Here is a 20,662-nt window from a genome sequence, read left to right as displayed (position 1 = left end):
GACATGGGTCCCGTACTTGCCGGCGTGCTTCAGCTGCTGGCCCTGATCGGCGCGCTGGCGCTCGCCCACATTCCCCTCGGCACCTGGATGGCCAAGGTCTACTCCTCCGACCAGCACTGGCGTGTCGAGAAGTGGATCTACAAGAGCATCGGTGCCGACCCGGACACGGAGATGCGCTGGCCGGCGTATATGCGCGGCGTGCTCGCCTTCTCGGCGGTCGGTGTGCTCTTTCTCTATCTGCTCCAGCGGATCCAGGGTGTCCTGCCCCTGTCGCTCGGCTTCAGGGCGATCGACGCGGACCAGGCGTTCAACACCGCCGCGTCCTTCGTCACCAACACCAACTGGCAGTCGTACTACGGCGAACAGGCCATGGGCCACGTCGTGCAGACCGCCGGACTGGCCGTGCAGAACTTCGTCTCGGCGGCCGTCGGCATCGCCGTCGCGGTGGCGCTCGTGCGAGGGTTCGCCCGCTCGCGCACCGGTGAACTGGGCAACTTCTGGGCGGACATGGTGCGCGGGGTGACCCGCATCCTGCTGCCGCTCTCCGTCGTCGCCGCGATCGTCCTGGTCGCCTGCGGTGCCATCCAGAACTTCTCCGGCATTCACGAGGTCGGTCAGTTCATGGGCGGCAACCAGCAGTGGAACGGCGGCGCGGTCGCCTCCCAGGAGGCCATCAAGGAGATCGGCACCAACGGCGGCGGCTACTTCAACGCCAACTCCGCCCACCCCTTCGAGAACCCGACCCCCTTCACCAACCTCTTCGAGATCTTCCTGCTGCTGGTCATCCCGTTCGCGCTGACCCGCACCTTCGGCGTGATGGTCGGTTCGGTCAAGCAGGGCTACGCGATCCTCGCCACGATGGTCACCATCTGGGTCGGCTTCGTCGCCCTGATGATGTGGACCGAGTTCGCCCACCACGGCCCGGCGCTCCAGGCCGCCGGCGGTGCGCTGGAGGGCAAGGAGGTCCGCTTCGGCGTCGGCTCCTCGTCGATCTTCGCGGTGTCGACGACCCTGACCTCGACCGGCGCGGTGGACTCCTTCCACTCCTCCTTCACCGGGCTGGGCGGCGGGATCACGATGCTCGGGATGATGCTGGGCGAGATCGCACCCGGCGGTACCGGATCCGGCCTCTACGGCATGCTGTTCATGGCGATCATCGCGGTGTTCATCGCCGGTCTGATGGTCGGCCGTACACCCGAGTACCTCGGCAAGAAGATCGGCACCCGGGAGATCAAGCTCGCGGCCTGCTACATCCTGATCACCCCGGCCCTCGTCCTCGTCTTCACCGCCGCGGCGATGGCCCTGCCCACCCCGGGCAACTCGATGACCAACAGCGGGGCGCACGGATTCTCCGAGATCCTGTACGCCTACACGTCCGCCTCCAACAACAACGGCTCGGCCTTCGCCGGTCTGAACGCGGACACGCAGTGGTTCAACAGCACCCTCGGCCTGGCGATGATCCTCGGCCGGTTCCTGCCGATGGTGTTCGTCCTGGCGCTGGCGGGCTCGCTCGGCGAGCAGAAGCCGGTCCCGGTCACGGCGGGCACGCTGCGCACCGAGAAGCCGCTGTTCACCGGTCTGTTGGTGGGCGCGATCCTGATCATCACCGGTCTGACGTACTTTCCGGCCCTGGCGCTGGGGCCGCTGGCCGAGGGGCTGGCCTCATGACGACCGACGCAACGAAGCAAGAGGACTCGATGTCCACAGCCACCCCGACGGCCCAAGCACCGCACAACGATCCACCCACCGGGCACCGGCCCGCCCAAGGACGTGTCGGCGCCGGTCTCTTCGACCCCGAGCAGCTGGTCAAGTCGCTGCCGGACGCGTTCCGCAAGCTCGACCCGCGGGTGCTGGTGAAATCGCCCGTGATGTTCGTGGTGTGGATCGGCTCGGTCCTGACCACCGTCTTCTCCTTCAAGGAGCCCGGCGACTGGTTCGGCTGGGCGATCAGCGCCTGGCTCTGGCTGACCGTGGTCTTCGCCAACCTGGCGGAGGCGGTCGCGGAGGGCCGTGGCAAGGCGCAGGCCGACACGCTGCGCAAGGCCAAGACCGACACGGTGGCCCGGCGGCTCGTCGACAACCGCGAGGAGCAGGTGCCCGGCACCGGGCTGAGGATCGGCGACCTGGTCGTCTGTGAGGCGGGCGACGTCGTTCCCGGCGACGGTGACGTCGTCGAGGGTGTCGCCTCCGTGGACGAGTCGGCGATCACCGGTGAGTCGGCTCCCGTCATCCGCGAGTCCGGCGGTGACCGGTCGGCCGTGACGGGGGGTACGAAGGTGCTGTCCGACCGGATCGTCATCAAGATCACGACGAAGCCGGGCGAGACCTTCATCGACCGGATGATCAACCTCGTCGAGGGCGCGGCCCGGCAGAAGACGCCGAACGAGATCGCGCTCAACATCCTGCTGGCGTCGTTGACGATCGTGTTCCTGCTGGCGGTGGCGACCCTGCCGCCGTTCGCCGACTACGCGGGCACGCATCTCACGATGGTCGTGCTGGTGGCCCTGCTCGTCTGCCTCATACCGACCACGATCGGCGCGCTGCTCTCCGCGATCGGCATCGCGGGCATGGACCGACTCGTGCAGCGCAACGTACTGGCGATGTCCGGCCGCGCGGTCGAGGCCGCCGGTGACGTCTCCACGCTGCTGCTCGACAAGACCGGCACCATCACCCTCGGCAACCGCCGGGCCGCCGAGTTCGTTCCGGTCGAGGGCACCACCGAGGCCGAGGTCGCCGACGCCGCCCAGCTGTCGTCGCTGGCCGACGAGACGCCCGAGGGCCGCTCCATCGTCGTACTCGCCAAGGAGAAGTACGGCCTGCGCGAGCGCCACCAGGGTGAACTGGCCCACGCCGAGTGGATCGCCTTCACCGCGCAGACCCGGATGTCGGGCGTGGACGTCGACGGGCGCAGGATCCGCAAGGGCGCGGCCGGTTCGGTCATCACGTGGGTCCAGGAGCAGGGCGGCACGGTCGCCGCCGGCGCAGGCACCCTCGCCGACCGCATCTCCGAGGCCGGCGGTACTCCGCTCCTCGTGGCGATCGAGGACGAGCGGGGCGCCCGGATCCTTGGGGTCATCCACCTGAAGGACGTCGTCAAGGAGGGTATGCGGGAGCGGTTCGACGAGCTGCGCCGCATGGGCATCAGGACCGTCATGATCACGGGCGACAACCCGCTGACGGCCAGGGCGATCGCCAAGGAGGCCGGCGTCGACGACTTCCTCGCGGAGGCCACTCCCGAGGACAAGATGGCGCTGATCAAGCGGGAGCAGGCGGGCGGCAAGCTCGTCGCGATGACCGGGGACGGCACCAACGACGCGCCCGCGCTGGCCCAGGCGGACGTCGGCGTGGCGATGAACACCGGTACGTCGGCCGCCAAGGAGGCCGGGAACATGGTCGACCTCGACTCCGACCCGACCAAGCTCATCGAGATCGTCGAGATCGGCAAGCAACTCCTGATCACGCGGGGCGCGTTGACGACGTTCTCCATCGCCAACGACGTCGCGAAGTACTTCGCGATCATCCCGGCGCTGTTCGCGGCGGTCTACCCGGGTCTGGACAGGCTGAACGTCATGCGGCTGGCCTCGCCGGACTCCGCGATCCTGTCGGCCGTCGTCTTCAACGCGCTGATCATCATCGCCCTGGTGCCGCTCGCCCTGCGGGGTGTGCGGTACCGGCCGGTCGGCGCCGACAAGATGCTCCGGCGCAACCTCGGGATCTACGGGCTGGGCGGACTGATCGCGCCCTTCATCGGCATCAAGATCATCGACCTGCTCATCTCCCTCGTCCCCGGGCTGTAATCTCCTGAAAGCGTGCTGATCGCCATGAACAACTCGGTTACCACGACCGCCCGGTTGCTCGGGGCGGGACTGCGTGCCCTCCTCGTGCTGACCCTGGTGACGGGCGTCATCTATCCGCTGGTCGTCACCGGCATCGCCCAGGCGCTGTTCCACGACAAGGCGAACGGCTCGGAGATCAAGGCGGACGGCAAGGTCGTCGGCTCGTCGCTGATCGGGCAGTCGTACGACCTGCCGCTGAAGAAGGGGCAGGAGACACCGGAGCCGGACCTGAAGTGGTTCCAGGGCCGGCCGCGGAACGGCCTCGGGAGCAACAGCGTCAACACGCAGTACAAGTTGATCCTGTCCGGAGCCACCAACCGCTCGGCCGACAACGGCGCCGTCGACGGCAAGTGCACCGCGAAGTCCGAGGAGGGCTCGCTGTGCGCCCGGGTCCTCGCCGCCCGGGCCGCCGTCATCAAGGACAACTCGACCGCCGATCACCAGGTCAGTGCGTCCGAGGTGCCCGCCGACGCGGTGACGTCCTCCGGCTCCGGCCTCGACCCGGACATCTCCCCGGCGTACGCCGACCTCCAGGTCCACCGGGTCGCCGAGAAGAACGATCTGTCGGTCGCCCGGGTCCAGCAGCTCGTCGACGACCACACCGAAGGCCGCACCCTCGGCTTCATGGGCGAGCCCCGGGTGAACGTCCTGGAGCTCAACATCGCGCTCGAGGAGCTCGTGGCGAAGAGCTGAAGCCGGTGGTGATCTCCTCGGGTCCCGGGCATGACGGGAACGCCACACGCCGATGACTCGGGTGGTGGTTGTCGCAGGTCAGCGGGTGCGGTGGGGCTCCGGGGTCAGTACTCCAGCTCGGGGCGGAGCGGGCCGCCGACCGCGTGGAGGTGCCGTAGTACCTGGGCGTAGGAGTCGATGAGCCCGGTCTCGTGGTAGGCGATGCCGTGCCGGGCGCAGAACGTGCGCACGAGTTCCTGGGCGTGGCGCAGGCTGGGCCGCGGCATGGAGGGGAACAGGTGGTGCTCGATCTGGTAGTTCAGCCCGCCGAGCGCGAAGTCGGTGACCCGGTGGCCGCGGATGTTGCGCGAGGTCAGTACCTGCCGGCGCAGGAAGTCGATCTTGTCGTCCTTGGCGAAGAGCGGCATGCCCTTGTGGTTGGGGGCGAACGAGCACCCCATGTACAGCCCGAACAGTCCTTGGTGCACGAGCAGGAAGCACACGGCCTGGACGGGCGGCAGTACCCAGAACACGGCGGTGAGGTAGCCGACGAGGTGTGCCGTCAGCAGGCTCGCCTGGGCCACCCTGCTCTTCAGCGAGGCGCGGGTGCCACTCCCGTCGAACAGCGCCTTCACCCCGGCGACGTGCAGGGCGAGTCCTTCCAGAAGCAGCATCGGGAAGAACAGCCAGGCCTGGTGACGGCCCAGCCAGGCATACGCTCCGCGGCGGACGCGGGCCTGGTCCTGGGTGAAGGCGATCGCACCGTCGGCGATGTCGGGGTCGTGGTCGACGTGGTTGGGGTGGGAGTGGTGCCGGTTGTGCTTGGCGATCCACCAGCCGTAGCTGAGGCCGATCAGCAGGTCGGCGTGCACGCGGCCGAGCAGGTCGTTGACGCGCTTGGAGGCGGCGATCTGGTGGTGTCCGGCGTCGTGCCCGATGAACCCGGTCTGGGTGAACATCACCGCGAGGAAGGCGGCGGTCAGCAGTTGCCACCAGGACTGCCCGATCAGGGCGAACGCGGTCCAGCCGGCGGCCAGCAGGAGCAGGTTCGCCCCGACCTTGACGGAGTAGTAGCCCGGGCGCCGTTTCAGCAGCCCGCTCCGTTTCACCTCGCGGGACAGCGCGGCGTAGTCGCTGCCCCGGTGGGGAGGAGGTTTCGTCGTCCCGGCGGGATCGGCCGGTTCGGTGCCCCGGTTGATGATGTCAGTGGTCACAGTTGTCCTTTCGGGGAGCGTGCGGGCCGGTACCGACGGCGCGGGGGCAGGGCGCCGGGTGCGGGAAGCCCGTAGCGGAGCAGCGCGAAGCAGGCCCGCGGGGCGGGCCTGCTTCGGAATGGATCCTCAGAGCGCGCGGACCTGGTCGGCCTGCAGACCCTTGGGGCCCTGGGTGGTGGTGAACTCCACCCGCTGGTTCTCCTCCAGGGAGCGGAACCCACCGGTGTCGATCGCCGAGTGGTGGACGAAGACGTCGGCACCGCCCTCATCGGGGGCGATGAAGCCGAACCCCTTGTCCGCGTTGAACCACTTCACGGTTCCCTGAGCCACGTGATGTCTCCTTCGAGATGGCGAGTAGGTCGGAGAACGCGCGCTCACGCGAACCCGGGCTGCTGGTCGCCAGCCGTCGAAGAAAACCCCCCGAAACGACAGAGCGCCCGCTGTCAGAACTCCGCGGGCGCTTCCACGTTCGCAAACTTCAACCACAACCACTTCCTAGAACGTCCGGAGTGCCGGGAACGTTCCCGGTGGGCGGTCAAGGCGCCGGCGACGCTGCGACCGGTCGGCTCCGGGGGCCGGAGGGGAGTACGGTTGCGGCACCGAGCGCACCTCGCAATGTCGTCGCGGGTTTCCCGCACGACACCGACGAAATGATGAGGAAGCGCATGAGCCTGATGAGCCTCGGAGTCCTCGCCACCTCCCGCAAGGAGAACGAGTTCCGGCTGCCGTTGCACCCCGCCCACCTCGACCGGATCGCCCCGGACGTACGCGAGAGGATCTTCCTCGAACAGGGTTACGGCGACCGGTTCGGCGTCGCCGACGACGCGCTGCGACCACTCGTGGCGGGCCTGCGTTCCCGTGAGCAACTCCTCGCCGAGTGCGACGTGCTGCTGCTGCCCAAACCCATGCACGAGGACGCCGCCGCGCTGCGCGAGGGCCAGGTGCTGTGGGGATGGCCGCACTGCGTGCAGGACGAGGAGATGACGCAGCTCGGCATCGACCGGCGGCTGACCCTCATCGCCTGGGAGGCCATGAACCACTGGACCTCCACGGGCGCCTTCAGCGTCCATGTGTTCCACAAGAACAACGAGCTCGCCGGCTACTGCTCGGTGCTGCACGCCCTGCAGCTCGGCGGGCTGACCGGCAGCTACGGGCGCCGCCTGCGCGCGGCGGTCATCAGCTTCGGCGCCACGGCGCGCGGAGCGGTCACGGGCCTGGGCGCCATGGGCGTCTCCGACGTCACGGTGCTCACCCAACGCGCCGCGGCGGCGGTGGCCTCGCCGATGCCGTCGGTCGTGATGGGCCACTTCGAGGAGCAGGACGACGATTCGTCGCGCCTGCGAGCCTTCACCGCGGGCGGCTCCAAGCCGCTGGCGGAGTACCTGGCCGGGTTCGACATCATCGTCAACTGCGTCCTGCAGGACACCGACGCACCGCTGATGTTCGTCACCGACGAGGAACTCGCCCTGTTCCGGCCGGGCACCTTCTTCGTCGACGTCGCCTGCGACGAGGGCATGGGCTTCGAGTGGGCCCGGCCGACCACCTTCGGCGACCCGATGCCCACGGTCGGGCCGGGCTGCCACTACTACGGAGTGGATCACAGCCCGTCCCATCTGTGGAACTCGGCGACGTGGGAGATCAGCGAGGCGCTCCTGCCCTATCTGCGCAAGGTCATGAGCGGCCCCGCGGCATGGGAGGCCGACGCCACGGTCAGCAAGGCCATCGAGATCCGCGACGGCGTCGTACGGAACCCGAAGATCCTGTCCTTCCAGCACCGGACAGCCGCCTACCCGCACGTCCGCGAGGCCCCGGCCGCGGCGCTGCACTCCTCCGCTCAGCCGGCCTGACGGCCCCCGGCCCGTCGTGGTCACTTCCCCTGCGGGAGCGTCACCGGCCGGTCGGCCCTCAGCTCCGTGAAGAGTTTCCGGGCCCGGCGGTCGTCCCACTTCACGGCGCTGCCCTTGGAGGTGGCGAAGCCGGGGTCGGAGACGGGCACGTTGAGCTGCCTGCCGCCGCCCGCGGTGACGCCCCGCATCGCCTCGAAGAGCGACATGAGATCCCGCAGGTCCGTGTCCTGGTCCACCACGAGTGTGTCGAGGCCCGCGTCGAGGGTCGGGAATGACTTGGCCGGGTTGAGGAGCGTCCCCGCAGTGGCGGCCTTCTTGGCGAGCGCGGTCAGGAACTTCTGCTGGTTGCGGGTGCGGCCCAGGTCGCCCCGGGCTTCCTGTTTGCGCTGCCGGACGAACGCCAGCGCCTTGGCGCCGTCGAGGGTCTGGCAGCCCTTTTGCAGGTCCGCGCCCGACTTCTCGTCCTTGACGGCCTTGTCCAGGCACAGGTCCACGCCGCCGACCCCGTCGACCACGCCGACGAAGCCTGCGAAGCCGATCTCCGCGTAGTGGTCGATGCGCAGCCCGGTGTTGCGTTCCACCGCCCGTACGAGCAGGTCGGGGCCGCCGAGGGCGAACGCGGCGTTCAGCTTGTTCGGCTCGGCGGAGAAGCTTCTGCCGGTCTCGGGGCGGACGTACCGCGGGACCGTCACCCACGAGTCGCGCGGCAGGCTCAGCATCGTGGTGCCGTTCGCGCCGGTGTGCAGCAGGATCATCGAGTCGGTGCGGCGGCCCTCTGCCGAGCCGGTGCTCAGATCCTTCCTGGACTGCTCGGACAGGCCGTCGCGGCTGTCGGAGCCCACGATCAGGTAGTTGGTCCCCCGCCCGTCCGCCGGGCGGTCGGGGAGCGCGCCGAGGTCGACCTCCTGGTCGAGCTTGGTGTCGGCCCACACGTACGTACCGGCGGGGGAGACGAGCAGCGCGGAGACCAGGAGGATCGCCAGCCGCGTGCCCCTGCGGCGCCGGGTTGGGCGCGGCTTGGGAGAACGACGGCCGCCCGTGTCGCCGGAGGGCCTGCGTCCGTGGCCCGTGCGGCCCGGAGTGGCGGGGGAGGGCATGCCCGGCAGCGGCGCCGTACGTGTCGTGGGCAGAGCCGCGTTCCCGCGCGCCGCCCGCCCCGTGACGCCACGCGGCGGCTCCGCCGCACCTGCACTCCGGTCGTAGTAGCCCGCCAGGCGGTCGGTCCCGTCATTCATCAGCCTGTTCAGTCCCTCACCACATCGGGATCACCTCGTCGGCAGGCTCTTATACGGGACCGGGCCGCCGATCTGTTCAGCGGCCGTACCGGATCGCTTCATGCGGTGCCACTTCAGCCGGCTGCCGAGCAGAGCGGCGACCACGGACTGGATGACGACCAGGTACATCAGCTGCCGGTAGACGAAGAGTTGGAAAGGCATCGACCACAGCGCCCGTTTCCGCTCCCCGTCGAGCTTCAACGCGTAACCGGCGCAGACCAGTTGGACGCCCAGGAAGGCGAACCACACCGTGGCCGAACTCAGCGGATCGAGGAACAGCACGCCGTACAGGGCGAACACGTCGATGACCGGCGCGAGCAGCGGCAGGACGACCTGGAAGAGTGCCAGGTACATGAGTCCGCGCCGGCCGAAGCGCCCGGCCACGCCCACTTCCAGGACGGCACGGCGGTGCTTCCACATGGCCTGGATGGTGCCGTAGCACCAGCGGTAGCGCTGGCGCCACAACTGGCGCAGGGAGGTGGGCACTTCGGTCCAGGCGACGGCGGACTCCTCGTAGAGCACCCGCCAGCCGGCCCGCCACAGCGCCATCGTGAGGTCGGTGTCCTCGGCGAGGGTGTCGTCGCTGACCCCGCCGACACCCATGAGCGCGTCCCGGCGGAAGGCGCCGATGGCACCGGGGACGGTGGTCATGCACTCCAGCACCTCGAACATCCGGCGGTCGAGATTGAAGCCGAAGCAGTACTCGAGATGCTGCCACTTGGCCAGCAGGCCCCGTCGGTTGCCGACCTTGGTGTTGCCGCTGACCGCGCCGACGGCCGGGTGGGCCAGCGGCTGGACGAGATGGTGGATGGCATCCGGTTCGAAGACGGTGTCGGCGTCGACCATGACCACGATGTCGTGACTCGCGTGGCCCAGACCGGTGTTGAGGGCGGCGGCCTTGCCGCCGTTGGGCTTGCGGATCACCAGTACGCGCGGATCGCCGATGCCCTCGGCGAGGTCCGCCGTACGGTCCGTCGAGCCGTCGTCGACCACGATGATCTGCAGCCGGGGGTAGTCGGAGGCGAGCAGGGAAAGGACGGTGGACTCGATCCCGGCCTCTTCGTTGTAGGCGGGCACGAGCACCGTGACCGGTTCCGTCATCTCCAGCAGCCAGGGCGCGCCGGGCCGGGAGCGCTCCAGGCGCCGGACGTGAGCGCGCGCGAAGACGACGAGCAGCAGCAGGCGCAGCACCCCGAGTGCGCCCGCGATGCCGAGCGTCCAGGTCATGGCGTTCGAGAAGGCGCGCCCGACGGTGGTCGCCCGGACAAGGGCGGTGCCGCGCCACCTCTCGAGGGTGGACACCGGTGCGTACGGGGTGAGCCTGAGCCCTGCCGAGACGGTGGTGAAGCGATCGACATTCCGGTTCTCGAGCAGCTTCTTCGCTTCCCGGTAGGCGGTCTCCGTCTGGCTGAGCTGCCGGACCAGGCCCTGGGCCGGCTTCCGGGACGCCTTGTCGGCGGCGACGAGTACATAGCCGTCGGCGGCGACGCGCTGTGCCGCCTGCCACTCCCGGCCGCACAGGGTGTCCGGGGAGGTGGTCCGAGGCATCCGCAGCAGGTTGGTGCGCAGGCCCGTGGTTCCCGCCAACGCGCTCTGGGTCAGGTCCAGTTCGGCGGAGAAGCGGACGGACGACGCCTCGCCCAGGGCGGCACCGGTGTAGGTGTTCGAGCCGATCTCGTGTCCCTCGTCGCGGATCCGCCGTACCAGGTCGGGGTGGCGGGCCGCCTGGGAGCCGAAGAGGAAGAAGGTGGCGCGCGCCCCGTGCCGACGCAGCAGGTCGAGCAGGCGCGGGGTCCACACAGGGTCGGGGCCGCCGTCGAAGGTGAGTGCGACGGTGCGGGCGGGCATCGAGCCGGTCTGTATCCCGTTGCGGTTGATCCCCACCACAGGGCCGCCGCTCGCGACCGCATCGGGTGCGGGTGAGGTGCAGGCGGACCGTGTCTTGGCCGCGTCGACCTCGTGGTTGGTCCAGCCCTCGAAGAGCAGGGCCGCGAACATCGCGGGGAGGACGAGTATCAGTAACAGCCAGTGTCCACGGGGGTCGCGGGACTGCTTGTGCCGAGCCTTCACGGGACTTCGTCGCCCCTCTCCGCAGGCGAGTCGAGACGCGTACGGGCGCCCCGGGGGACCGCGTTCGGGGTCGTTCTTCTCCAGTCGGAAAGGTCGGCGCGCGATGCGCGGGGGAACAACTTCCTGCACTGCCTGACGGGACTGGAGTTACGCATGGGGCGCGAGTCTAGCCACAGGTTTTCGAGTGCATGGCCATAACACCGAGTCTCACAGGGACGCTCCGGTCGGTGCCCGGCCGCGACGCGCAGGTGCCGCGCGCGGCCGAGGCACCCGGTCACTTGTAGGTGATGCCCGATGCGCTGTAGCGGCAGTACGTGCCGTCCGGGCCGCTGCCGACCTTGCCCGGCTCCGCGCCGGTGGTGTTGCCCTGGAATCGCTCGCAGACTGTGATGTCCCGGCCGCCGTCGCCGATGAACGTCACACCGGAGAGGGTCGCGGTGTCCCCGTAGTTGGCGTTGATGCCGACCAGTACCTTTCCGGGGCCGGTCGCCCGCACGTTGCTCACCACGACGTGGCGCTCGTACTGCGTCTCGCAGTTGCCGCACGAGCGGTAGAGCTTGCCGAACTCGGAGACCTGGAAGTTCTTGATCGTCAGCGTTCCGGCACCGTTGTGCTGGAAGACCTTGTCGTCCGCCTTCCGCGCGCCGCCGCCGACGACGAGGTACGTGGCCGAGGGGGACGTGCCCTTGAAGGTGGCCGCGTCCTCGCCGACGTCCTGCCACCACACGTTCTGCAGGGTGCAGCTGCCCAGACAGTGCACGCCGTCGGCGGCCGGCGCGCCGAGGACGACGTTCTTCAGTACGGCTCCGTCGGCGAGCTCGAAGACCGGGTCCTGGTCCTCGTCCTGGCCGGCGCCGCCCAGTGCGCCCGAGCCGTAGAAGCGCTGCAGGCCGCCGTCGTAGCTGCCGGAGATCTCGATGGTGGAGGTCACCGGCCTGCCCCCGGTGGCCGTGGGCCAGGAACCGAAGGCGGCGCGGGGGGACGCGGACGTGGCGGCGGATGCGGTCGCGGACTTGCTCGCCGAAGCAGACACCGACGGGGAGGCGGACGGAGACGTGGACGGGGACGGGGACGATGCCGAGGGTGAGGGCGACTCCGAAGCGGGCGGCGAGGACCAGCCCCCCACCGCCTTCAACGTCCAGCTCTTGCTGCGCACCTTGTCGCAGGAGTCCTGCTGCGCCCGGCGGGCCTTGATGTTCAGGCACTCGCCGCTCTTGGCGTTGACCAGGTGGTACGCGCTCCCCACCTGCCTCGGCTTCCACACCTGCGAGGCTGTGCCGTCGCAGGTCTGCTGCTGTACGGCCCGGCCCGCCGACCTCGACGCGTTCTCGACCCCCGCACACAGGCCGCTGTGCGCCGCCTTCACGGTGAACCCGCCGTCGGAGGAGGCCAGTTGCCAGGTCCGATCGGCCGCGCTGCCGCATGCCGCCTGGTTCAGCTGTACGTCGCTCGCCGTGGCGGCGGACGGTACGGCGAGGCACTGGCCGTCGGCGGCGTTCACCAGCCGGTAGGTGCCCGCGTCCGGCCCGGAGGCCGATGACGTCATCAGGATGCCGCCGGTGATCGCGCCCCCGATCACAGCGATGGCCACCACGCCGATCAGAACAGTGGGGCGGTTCGTTCTCCTGCTCCGCCTCCGGCGGTGCAGGGCTGCTCTTGGACTCACGTGGTGACCTTCGTTCGGCAGTTCGTGGAGCGCGTCATCTGCCAGTCGCCACCGCTCCCGCAAAGGTTGCCGGGGTGCCGTGAGACGCCCGTTCCGGCGGGGTCTGTCACGACCATTGATCCCGCCCAGCACCTCCCTTAGTCTCGGGCTGATTATTCGATCGACCGGTCGAAATATCAATGAGTCTCATGCGGGAGCCGCGGCCCCTGCCTGTCACGCGGGAGGGCAGATGAGCGAAGCGACGAAGGCGCCGGTCGGCACGGGAGCGCGGGTCGCACGGGCGCAGGGCACGCGCCCGGGAGACCGGACGGACGTTCTGGTCATCGGGGCCGGTGTCACCGGCGTCTACCAGCTCCGTCTGGCCCGCGAGGCGGGATTCTCGGTGCACCTGCTGGAAGCGGGCAGCGCTGTCGGCACTGTCCGCCACGCACATTCCTACCTGCTGTCGCAGAACCTGCGGGCTGAGTGGGAACGCTCGAAGCGGATCGCGGGCCGCCCGGAGGCCGACCGCTACTTCGACTACGTGGTCGACCGGTTCGATCTGCGGTGTGACATCCGGTTCCGCACCAGGGTGAACTCGGTCGTCTACGACGAGCGGTCCGGGACGTGGACCGCGCGGGCGCAGGACGGCTCCACGTTCCGCACCTGCTTCCTCATCGTGGCCACCGGCGCGCTCGCCGGCCTGGAGATACGCGGCCGAGGGGGCGTTGCGCTGGAGGAGCACTGGGCGGACGGGCCGCGCACCTACCTCGGAGTCGCGGCCGCCGGTTTCCCGAACCTCTTCTTCCCCGGCGGCCCGGACGGCGGACTGGGCAGCGACCCCTGCTACTCGGGGGACCAGGTGGACCTCGTCATGGACGCGCTCGTCTACACCCGTGACTACGGCCACGACGTCATCGAGGTGGATCCCGTCGCCGAGAAGCAGTGGACGGACATGGTGAACGACACCACGTTCTCCTTCCCGCGCAGCAGCCGGATGATCGCCGAGGTCGTCGAGGACGACTACTCGACGTTCCTCTTCTCCGGGGCCTCGTTCTCCGGAGCCGCGCACGGACGTGGGCAGGAGCTCCGGCCGTTCACGAGGCCATCACCTTGAGTTCCTCGACGTCGGACAGCCGCCGCCCGGGGTCCGGAGCCACCGGGTTGACCCTGAGGGTGGTGACTCCGGCGGCGCGGAAGGCCTCCAGCCGCTCGGTGACATGAGACGCGGGGCCGATCAGGGCGGTCGCGCGGAGCAGGTCGGCGGGTACGGCGGCCGCGGCCTCGGTCTTGCGGCCGGACAGGTAGAGGTCCTGGATGGCGGCCGCCTCGGCCTCGTAGCCGTAGCGGCAGGCGAGGGCGTGGTAGAAGTTGCGGCCGCGCGCCCCCATCCCGCCGATGTACAGGGCGAGTTGCGGCCGGGCCAGCTCGATCAGGTCGTCGACGTCCTCGCCGATGGCCAGCGGCGCCGAGACCACGACGTCCAGCGCCCCCAGCGCGGCGTCCCGCCGGGCCGAGCCCTCGGCCAGCGCGGGGCCCCACACCTCCGCCGCCTTCTCGGGGTGGAAGAACATCGGCATCCAGCCCTCCGCGATCTCCGCGGCCAGGGCCACGTTCTTCGGGCCGATGGCGGCGAGCACGATCGGGATGCGTTCGCGCACCGGGCGGTTGATGAGCTTCAGCGGTTTGCCCAGCCCGGTGCCCTGCTCGGGCGGGAGCGGGATCCGGTAGTGCGGGCCCTCGTGCACGACCTCCTCCCGGCGCCAGACCGAACGGCAGATCTCCACGATCTCGCGGGTGCGGGCGAGGGGAGCGGAGTACGGCTGTCCGTGGAAGCCCTCGATGACCTGGGGCCCGGAGGCGCCGAGGCCGAGGGTGAACCGGCCGTCGGAGACGTAGTCCAGGCCGGCGGCCGTCATCGCGGTCAGGGTGGGGGTGCGGGTGTAGATCTGGAGGATGCCGGAGGCGATCTCCAGGCGTTCGGTGCGAGCGGCGACGAATCCGAGCTGACTGATCGCGTCAAAAGAGTAGGCCTCGGGGACGAAGACGATGTCCAGCCCGGCCTTCTCGTAGTCACCGAGCGCCGCCACGGATTCCCGGAAACCGCCGCTGTAGTTCAGGGTCATGCCGATTCTCATCCCGACCTCCACCACTTGCCGCCCGAGCGAATACAGTACACTCTATGTACCACCCTCGGTGAAGGTGGTGCTATGAACTCTCCCGCTCAGATCTCGTCCGACGCCGTCCCACAGGTCCCGCTGCGGCTGGGGAGGCGGCGCGTTGTCGCCCTGATCGGCCCGGCGTTCGTGGCGGCCGTCGCCTACATCGACCCCGGGAACTTCGCGACCAACGTGGAGGGCGGGACCCGCTTCGGGTTCCTGCTGCTCTGGGTGGTCCTCGCGGCCAATGTCGTGGCCATGCTGCTGCAGTACCTGTCCGCCAAGCTGGGGATCGCCACCGGGCGGAACCTGGCCGAGCTCTGCCGCGACCACTACTCGCGGCCGGTCGTGCGGCTGTTGTGGCTGCAGGCGGAGATCGTGGTGATCATGACGGACCTCGCCGAGCTCATCGGCGGCGCGATCGCCCTGAACCTGCTCTTCGGTCTTCCCCTGTTGCAGGGCGGTCTGCTGATCGCCGCCGCGTCGTTCGTCATCCTGGCCGTCCGCACGGCGCGTCAGCGCAGGTTCGAGGCGTTGATCACCGCGATGCTGGCCGTGATCGCGTGCGCGTTCCTCTACCAGACGCTCACGGCGGATGTCCCGCTCGGCGGCGTGGCCTCGGGCTTCGTCCCGCGGTTCGACGGCAGCGAGAGCGTGCTGCTGGCGGCGGGGATCGTCGGGGCGACCGTCATGCCCCACGCCATCTATCTGCACTCCGCCCTCACCCAGGAGCGTTTCGCCCCGGGGCAGGGCCTTCGGCGCGGAACTCTGCTGCGGGCCCAGCGCGTTGACGTCGTGCTGGCCATGGGGGTGGCCGGCCTGATCAACATGGCCATGCTGGTGGCCGCCGCGACGACGCTGCACGGATCGGGTGCCGAGCCGACGATCGAGGGCGCACACGCCCAGTTCGCCGCGAGCTCGGGTGCGTTGACCGCCCTGCTGTTCGCCGTCGCCCTGCTCGCCTCGGGGCTCGCCTCCTCCAGCGTCGGCGTCTACGCCGGCCAGGTCGTCATGCAGGGCTTCCTGCGCCGCCGTATCCCGCTCTACGTGCGCAGAAGCCTCGCCGTCGTGCCCGCTCTGGCCGTGCTGGCGATGGGCGTGGACCCCACCAGGGCTCTGGTGCTCAGCCAGGTGACGCTGTCATTCGGTATCCCCTTTGCCCTTGTCCCGCTGGTCCTGCTGACGCGCAGGCCGGAGGTCATGGGCGACTGGACGAACCGCAGGCCCACGACCGTTCTCGCCTGCTGCGCGAGTCTCGTCATCATCGCGCTCAACGTCGTGCTGGTCGCCCTGGCGTTCTGATCGGTGTGGCCGCCCGCCTCAGCGGGCGGCCCAGCTGACGCTCTTGGTCTGCAGGTACTCGTCGAGCCCGAACTCGCCCCACTCGCGGCCGAGTCCGCTCTGTTTGTACCCGCCGAACGCCGCTCGGGGGTTCACTCCGGTGCCGCCGCCGTTGATCGCGACGCTGCCCGTGCGGATGCGGGTGGCGATCTCGTAGGCGGTCGCCGTGTCGGCGCTCCAGACGCCGCCGGACAGGCCGTAGGGGCTGTCGTTCGCGATCCGGACCGCCTCGTCGACCGTGCCGAACGGGATGACGACGCCGACCGGACCGAAGAACTCCGTCTGCGCGATCGTCATCGCGTTGTCCACATCGGCGAAGAGCGTCGGCTCCACGAAGTAGCCCTTGTCGAGACCGGCCGGGCGTCCGCCGCCGCTGACGATCCGCGCCCCCTCCTCCTCGCCGGTGCGGATCAGCTTCTCGACCTTGGCCCGCTGGGCCTCGCTGATGAGCGGGCCCATCGTGGTGGCCGCGTCCGCGGGGTCGCCGACCCTGACACCGTCCAGGCCCGCGCTGATCCGTTCGACGAGTTCGTCGTGGACGGACTCGTGGACCAGGGTGCGGGTCAGCAGCGAACAACCCTGGCCGGCATGGGTGGTGATGCCCGCGAGGGCGGCGCGGGCAGCCGCGTCGAGATCCCCGTCGGCGCAGACGATGCTCGCGGACTTTCCGCCGAGTTCGAGGACGACCTTCTTCATGGAGGGCGCCGCCTGGGCGTAGACCATGCGCCCGACCGTGTCCGACCCGGTGAAGCTGACGAGGTCCACCATGGGGCTGGTGGTCAGTTCCCGGCCGGCCTCGATGTCACCGGTCACGACGTTCACCACGCCCGGCGGCAGACCGGCCGCCTCGGCGAAGTCGCCGATCAGCAGGGACTCCAGCGGAGTGGCCGGGGCCGGCTTCAGTACGGCGGTGCAGCCCGCCGCCAAGGCGGGGACGAGCTTCATCATGCTGAGGAAGAACGGGAAGTTGTAGGCCGGGATCAGGGTGCAGACCCCGAAGGGCTCGCGCCGCAGCACTCCCTGGGAGATGCCCCTGCCCGGTACGACCGTGGGATCCATCGCCCGCTCCCACGCGAACGCCGGCATCACCCGCTCGGCCATGTCGCGCAGCTGCGCGACCGGGATTCCGGTCTGGATGCTCTCCGCCAGCCAGCGCACCGAGCCCGCCTCGGCCATGTTGAGGGCGACGAGTTCGGGCAGGCGGCGCTCCATCTCCTCGGCCATGCGCAGCAGCGCCGCGGCCCGCTCGGCGGGCTTCATCCGCGGCCAGGGCCCCTCGTCGAAGGCCTTCCGCGCCGCCGCGATCGCACGGCGCACGTCCGCGAGCGAGGCCTGGGGGACCTCCGCGATCGGCTCCTCCGTAGCGGGATTCCGTACGACGACGATCGCGTCGGAGCCGCCGTCGGTCCGGCGGCCGTCGATGTAGAGCTGCGAAGAGAACGAGTTCGCCGTCGTCATGAGCCGTCTCCTGCGGTTGTCTTGTTCCGGAGTCCGTGATGTCGAGCGGTGGGCAATCGCGGGCCGGGTCAGGCCTGTGCCGGTACGGCGTCGATCAGGGCGAGGCTCGAACGGGCGTACGCGGCGCGGCGTTTGGGGCTCACCAGGAAGCTCGGGGGAGCGAAGTGGCCGACGTCGCGGGGGAGTGAGCCGGCGCGGTCGGCGAGCATCGCCTTCGCGTCGGCGGTGGTGCCGCAGAGCGCGATCTCGGCGAGCATCTCGTCGGTGACGGCGGTGGCCATGGCGTCGGTGTCGCCGGCCCCGAACGCCTCGCGCAGGCGCGCCACCGGTTCCTCCCAGCCGTGGTGGGCGACGAACGGGTCGTACGTCTTCACCGTGAGATAGAAGGCGATCATCCGGCGGGCGTCGGCGATCGCCCGCTCGGGAGCGGCGTCGTCGACGGCGGTGATGATCCAGCCGTGCTCGACGGGAGGTACGGTGCGCGGGCTGTCGGCCGTGCCCTTCTCCACCGCCGGACGCACGACGTCGTTCCACCAGGAGCGGGTGAACAGGCCGTGCCCGATCACGCCGTCGGCGACCCGGCCCGCGGTCCGCGCCATGCGCTTGTTGAAGGCGGCGAGCAGGATCGGGATGTCGAGACGGCCGAGCACCGGGGCGCGGACGTCGGCGTCGGTCGAGTAGAACTCGCCCGAGTAACGGACCCTTTCGCCGTTCTCCGCGTGCAGCCAGGCGCGGACGGCGCCGACGGTCTCGGCCACCCGCTCCACCGGACGGTCGGCGGGAACGCCGAACCAGTCGCGGTTGATCCGGAACGCCGCGGTGCCCAGCCCCAGGAACAGCCGGCCCGGCGCCCGGGCGTGCAACTGCCGCAGCGCGGTGGCGTGGGCGTAGGGGGTGCGGGCGAACGCGTAGGCGATGGCGGGGCCGACCAGTGCCCGCTCGGTGCTCGCGACCATCTCGGCGAGCGTCGTGTACGCGTCGTGGTCGACGAAGTCCCCGGTGCAGAACGCGCCGACGCCGGCCTGCTCGGCCTCGCGGGCGATGTCGGCGCCGGGCCACGGCATTCCGAAGCGCATCAGTGCCTCCTTAAAAGTGCACTCTTTTTCGGAGCGTACGGGAGTGTCAGCGCAGCGTCCACTGTCTGCGCGGCACCGCGGAGCGGTCGACCGCGGCCTTTCCGGCCGGGTTGCCGATCTGGGTGTACGACAGCCCGGTGCGCAGCGCCTGGGTGCGAGTGGCGTCGAGCGACTCCCAGACGGCCCGGACGGTGCCCTGGATCGCGGCGGGCGGTTTGGCGGCGATGATGCGGGCGAGCTCGTCGGCCCGCTCCCACAGTTGCTCGCGCGGGAGCACCTCGCTGACCAGGCCGATCTGCAGGGCGCGGGCGGCCGACAGGCGTTCGTCGAGACCGAGCAGCGCGATGCGCAGGGTCTCGCCGAGCGGGATGCGCCGGGCGAGGCCGATCGGCTCGAGTGCCGCCGTGAGTCCGTAGCTGACGTGCGGGTCGAAGAAGGTGGCGTCGTCGGAGCAGATGAGGATGTCGGCCTCGTTGAGCCAGTAGAACGCACCGCCGGCGGCCATGCCGTGCACCGCGCAGACCAGCGGTTTCCACACCTGGTTGAGCTTGGGCGACAGGTACTCGCCGGGGTCGGTCCGGCTCCAGACGTTGGGGTGGCGGTCGATGCCCTCCTTGACGTCCATGCCGGTGCAGAAGGCGCGCTCGCCCGCGCCGCGCAGCACCACCACGTGCACGTCGTCGTCGGTCTTGACCGTCCGCCAGATGAGCTCGAAGTCGTCGAGCATCTCCTGGTTGAAGCCGTTCATGACCTCCGGTCGGTTCAGGGTGATCGTCGCGACGTGGTCGGTCACCTCGTACAGGACGGTCTTGGGCTCCATCCGGCAACTCCTCTTGTGGGTCGGCCGATCCGCACGCACTTCCCGTGGGTGTCGAAATAGAGTACAACCAATTGCATGACCGAAGCCGTTCTGTTGTCAGCCTGCCGCACCGCCATCGGCACCGCTCGCAAGGGCGCGTTGCGCGAGGTGAGTGCGTTCGACCTCGCCACCGCCGTCGTCCGCGAGGCCGCACAGCGGGCGGGCCTGCCACCGGAGAGCATCGACGACGTCGTGCTCGGCGAGTCGCTGGCCGGCGGCGGGGACATCGCCCGCTACGCCGCGCTGGAAGCCGGGCTGACGCACGTACCCGGCCTGGCGCAGAACCGGCACTGCGCGTCCGGGCTGGCGAGCGTGGCGACCGCCGCGGCGAGCGTGCGGGCCGGGATGGACCGCGCGGTGATCGCCGGCGGAACCCAGTCGACCTCGACGGCGCCGGTCGCACGGCGGCGGATCCCCGGTACCGAGGACTGGCAGGACCCCTGGAGCTCGCCGTCGCACGTGTCGACGCCGGACGCGCCCCACAACGACATGTCGGTCCTCGTCGGCTGGAACACCGCCCGGCTGCTCGGCATCTCCCGCCAGGAGATGGACGCGTGGGCGCTTCGCTCGCACGAGCGCGCGATCCGGGCCATCGACGAGGGCCGCTTCGTGGACGAGATCGTCCCGGTCAAGGTCACGGACCGGGACGGGGCCGCGTCGGTGTTCGACGTCGACGAGCACCCGCGGCGCGACACCAGCATGGCGAAGCTGGCGGCGCTGAAGGCGCTGCACCCCGAGATCGAGGGCTTCTCCATCACCGCGGGCAACTCCAGCGGCGTGAACGACGGCGCGGCCGCGGTGGTCGTCGCCGACGCCGGACTCGCGGCCGAACACGGCCTCACCCCGCTCGCGACGGTCCGCGCCTGGGCCAGCGTCGGCGTCGACCCGGTGGAGACCGGTCTCGCCCCGATCCGGGCGATCCGCAAGGCCCTCGACCGCGCCGGGATCGGCGTCGACGACGTCGACCTGTTCGAGGTCAACGAGGCCTTCGCGGCGGTCGCCGTGGCCACCACCCGTGAGCTGGGACTGGACCCGGAGCGGGTCAATCCGTTCGGCAGCGGTTGCAGCCTCGGGCACCCGATCGCGACGACCGGGGCGCGGATGGTCACCACCCTCGCCCACGAACTGCGCCGCCGCGGCGGCGGTACGGCGGTCGCGGCGATGTGTGCCGGCGGTGGCATGGGCTCGGCTCTGGTCCTGACGGCCTGAGC

The 20,662-nt window shown here is 70.1% G+C and carries 16 protein-coding genes and 1 pseudogene; 7 read left to right on the top strand and 10 right to left on the bottom strand.

Features of this window, described 5'->3' with window-relative positions:
- Positions 1-3 precede the first annotated feature (3 nt).
- Genes kdpA through ADK57_RS35350 form a run of 3 tightly spaced genes read left to right on the top strand, consistent with a single transcriptional unit; the run spans position 4 to position 4,529 of the window.
- Positions 4-1,668, top strand: a complete 1,665-nt coding sequence (gene kdpA / locus ADK57_RS35360; protein ID WP_053753760.1) for a potassium-transporting ATPase subunit KdpA — start codon at positions 4-6, stop codon at positions 1,666-1,668.
- The gene (gene kdpB / locus ADK57_RS35355) at positions 1,665-3,797 is read left to right on the top strand and encodes a potassium-transporting ATPase subunit KdpB (RefSeq protein WP_199830754.1); all 2,133 of its coding nucleotides are present in this window, start codon (positions 1,665-1,667) and stop codon (positions 3,795-3,797) included. Before kdpA ends, kdpB begins: the two co-directional genes overlap by 4 nt.
- A gap of 24 nt (positions 3,798-3,821) precedes the next feature.
- On the top strand, positions 3,822-4,529 hold the full coding sequence (locus ADK57_RS35350; RefSeq protein WP_199830753.1) for a potassium-transporting ATPase subunit C: 708 nt from the start codon (positions 3,822-3,824) through the stop codon (positions 4,527-4,529).
- A gap of 104 nt (positions 4,530-4,633) precedes the next feature.
- Here the strand turns inward: ADK57_RS35350 and ADK57_RS35345 are convergent, their stop codons facing one another.
- Positions 4,634-5,722 (bottom strand): fatty acid desaturase family protein, encoded by a 1,089-nt coding sequence (locus ADK57_RS35345; protein WP_078973522.1) that lies wholly within the window; start codon positions 5,720-5,722, stop codon positions 4,634-4,636.
- A 126-nt stretch (positions 5,723-5,848) separates the two neighbouring features.
- Positions 5,849-6,052, bottom strand: coding sequence for a cold-shock protein (locus tag ADK57_RS35340; RefSeq protein WP_053753758.1), 204 nt, complete (start codon positions 6,050-6,052; stop codon positions 5,849-5,851).
- A 335-nt stretch (positions 6,053-6,387) separates the two neighbouring features.
- On the opposite strand from ADK57_RS35340, the gene ADK57_RS35335 reads away from it, so the two are divergent.
- A complete protein-coding gene (locus tag ADK57_RS35335; protein ID WP_053753757.1) occupies positions 6,388-7,569 on the top strand; it encodes a N(5)-(carboxyethyl)ornithine synthase in 1,182 nt (393 codons plus the stop codon).
- Between the two features lie 20 nt (positions 7,570-7,589).
- Here ADK57_RS35335 and ADK57_RS35330 read toward each other — a convergent pair whose 3' ends face one another.
- From ADK57_RS35330 to ADK57_RS51650, 4 genes and pseudogenes are all read right to left on the bottom strand, one after another.
- Entirely contained in the window at positions 7,590-8,804 is a 1,215-nt protein-coding gene (locus ADK57_RS35330; RefSeq protein ID WP_053753756.1) for an LCP family protein, read from the bottom strand.
- Positions 8,805-8,834: 30 nt separating this feature from the next.
- On the bottom strand, positions 8,835-10,913 hold the full coding sequence (locus ADK57_RS35325; RefSeq protein WP_053753755.1) for a glycosyltransferase: 2,079 nt from the start codon (positions 10,911-10,913) through the stop codon (positions 8,835-8,837).
- Positions 10,914-11,187: 274 nt separating this feature from the next.
- Positions 11,188-11,946: a pectate lyase gene (locus ADK57_RS51655; protein ID WP_420711945.1), complete on the bottom strand. Its 759-nt coding sequence runs from the start codon at positions 11,944-11,946 to the stop codon at positions 11,188-11,190.
- 141 nt (positions 11,947-12,087) lie between these two features.
- Positions 12,088-12,459 (bottom strand): annotated as a pseudogene (locus tag ADK57_RS51650) (RICIN domain-containing protein); the annotation flags it as partial.
- A gap of 349 nt (positions 12,460-12,808) precedes the next feature.
- Between ADK57_RS51650 and ADK57_RS35315 the strand changes: the two are divergent.
- The gene (locus tag ADK57_RS35315) at positions 12,809-13,675 is read left to right on the top strand and encodes an FAD-dependent oxidoreductase (protein WP_053753754.1); all 867 of its coding nucleotides are present in this window, start codon (positions 12,809-12,811) and stop codon (positions 13,673-13,675) included.
- On the opposite strand, the gene ADK57_RS35310 is transcribed toward ADK57_RS35315, so the two are convergent.
- A complete protein-coding gene (locus tag ADK57_RS35310; RefSeq protein ID WP_053753753.1) occupies positions 13,656-14,696 on the bottom strand; it encodes an LLM class F420-dependent oxidoreductase in 1,041 nt (346 codons plus the stop codon). The genes ADK57_RS35315 and ADK57_RS35310 overlap by 20 nt on opposite strands.
- A gap of 72 nt (positions 14,697-14,768) precedes the next feature.
- Here ADK57_RS35310 and ADK57_RS35305 point away from each other — a divergent pair, with 72 nt between their 5' ends.
- The gene (locus ADK57_RS35305; protein ID WP_053753752.1) at positions 14,769-16,019 is read left to right on the top strand and encodes an Nramp family divalent metal transporter; all 1,251 of its coding nucleotides are present in this window, start codon (positions 14,769-14,771) and stop codon (positions 16,017-16,019) included.
- 18 nt (positions 16,020-16,037) lie between these two features.
- Here the strand turns inward: ADK57_RS35305 and ADK57_RS35300 are convergent, their stop codons facing one another.
- The 3 genes from ADK57_RS35300 to ADK57_RS35290 form a co-directional block, all read right to left on the bottom strand.
- Complete coding sequence (locus ADK57_RS35300) at positions 16,038-17,516, bottom strand: aldehyde dehydrogenase family protein (protein WP_053753751.1); 1,479 nt, start codon at positions 17,514-17,516, stop codon at positions 16,038-16,040.
- 68 nt (positions 17,517-17,584) lie between these two features.
- Positions 17,585-18,592, bottom strand: coding sequence for an LLM class flavin-dependent oxidoreductase (locus ADK57_RS35295; protein WP_053753750.1), 1,008 nt, complete (start codon positions 18,590-18,592; stop codon positions 17,585-17,587).
- 46 nt (positions 18,593-18,638) lie between these two features.
- Complete coding sequence (locus ADK57_RS35290; protein ID WP_053753749.1) at positions 18,639-19,412, bottom strand: enoyl-CoA hydratase/isomerase family protein; 774 nt, start codon at positions 19,410-19,412, stop codon at positions 18,639-18,641.
- A gap of 75 nt (positions 19,413-19,487) precedes the next feature.
- Here ADK57_RS35290 and ADK57_RS35285 point away from each other — a divergent pair, with 75 nt between their 5' ends.
- A complete protein-coding gene (locus ADK57_RS35285) occupies positions 19,488-20,660 on the top strand; it encodes a thiolase family protein (RefSeq protein WP_053753748.1) in 1,173 nt (390 codons plus the stop codon).
- Positions 20,661-20,662 lie beyond the last annotated feature (2 nt).

It is taken from the genome of Streptomyces sp. MMG1533 (assembly GCF_001279775.1).
In the GTDB taxonomy this organism is placed as follows: domain Bacteria; phylum Actinomycetota; class Actinomycetes; order Streptomycetales; family Streptomycetaceae; genus Streptomyces.
Note: the sequence above shows the minus strand (reverse complement) of the source record. Positions and strands in the feature narration are given on the sequence as shown.

What these genes read in the sequence shown, in the direction of transcription:
- ADK57_RS35350 (WP_199830753.1), top strand. Translation starts at nt 3,822, where the DNA reads ATGAACAACTCGGTTACCACGACCGCCCGGTTGCTCGGGGCGGGACTG.
- ADK57_RS35310 (WP_053753753.1), bottom strand. Translation starts at nt 14,696, where the DNA reads ATGAGAATCGGCATGACCCTGAACTACAGCGGCGGTTTCCGGGAATCC.
- ADK57_RS35315 (WP_053753754.1), top strand. Translation starts at nt 12,809, where the DNA reads ATGAGCGAAGCGACGAAGGCGCCGGTCGGCACGGGAGCGCGGGTCGCA.
- ADK57_RS35300 (WP_053753751.1), bottom strand. Translation starts at nt 17,516, where the DNA reads ATGACGACGGCGAACTCGTTCTCTTCGCAGCTCTACATCGACGGCCGC.
- kdpA (WP_053753760.1), top strand. Translation starts at nt 4, where the DNA reads ATGGGTCCCGTACTTGCCGGCGTGCTTCAGCTGCTGGCCCTGATCGGC.
- ADK57_RS35305 (WP_053753752.1), top strand. Translation starts at nt 14,769, where the DNA reads ATGAACTCTCCCGCTCAGATCTCGTCCGACGCCGTCCCACAGGTCCCG.
- ADK57_RS35285 (WP_053753748.1), top strand. Translation starts at nt 19,488, where the DNA reads ATGACCGAAGCCGTTCTGTTGTCAGCCTGCCGCACCGCCATCGGCACC.
- ADK57_RS35330 (WP_053753756.1), bottom strand. Translation starts at nt 8,804, where the DNA reads ATGAATGACGGGACCGACCGCCTGGCGGGCTACTACGACCGGAGTGCA.
- ADK57_RS35335 (WP_053753757.1), top strand. Translation starts at nt 6,388, where the DNA reads ATGAGCCTGATGAGCCTCGGAGTCCTCGCCACCTCCCGCAAGGAGAAC.
- ADK57_RS35295 (WP_053753750.1), bottom strand. Translation starts at nt 18,592, where the DNA reads ATGCGCTTCGGAATGCCGTGGCCCGGCGCCGACATCGCCCGCGAGGCC.
- ADK57_RS35290 (WP_053753749.1), bottom strand. Translation starts at nt 19,412, where the DNA reads ATGGAGCCCAAGACCGTCCTGTACGAGGTGACCGACCACGTCGCGACG.
- kdpB (WP_199830754.1), top strand. Translation starts at nt 1,665, where the DNA reads ATGACGACCGACGCAACGAAGCAAGAGGACTCGATGTCCACAGCCACC.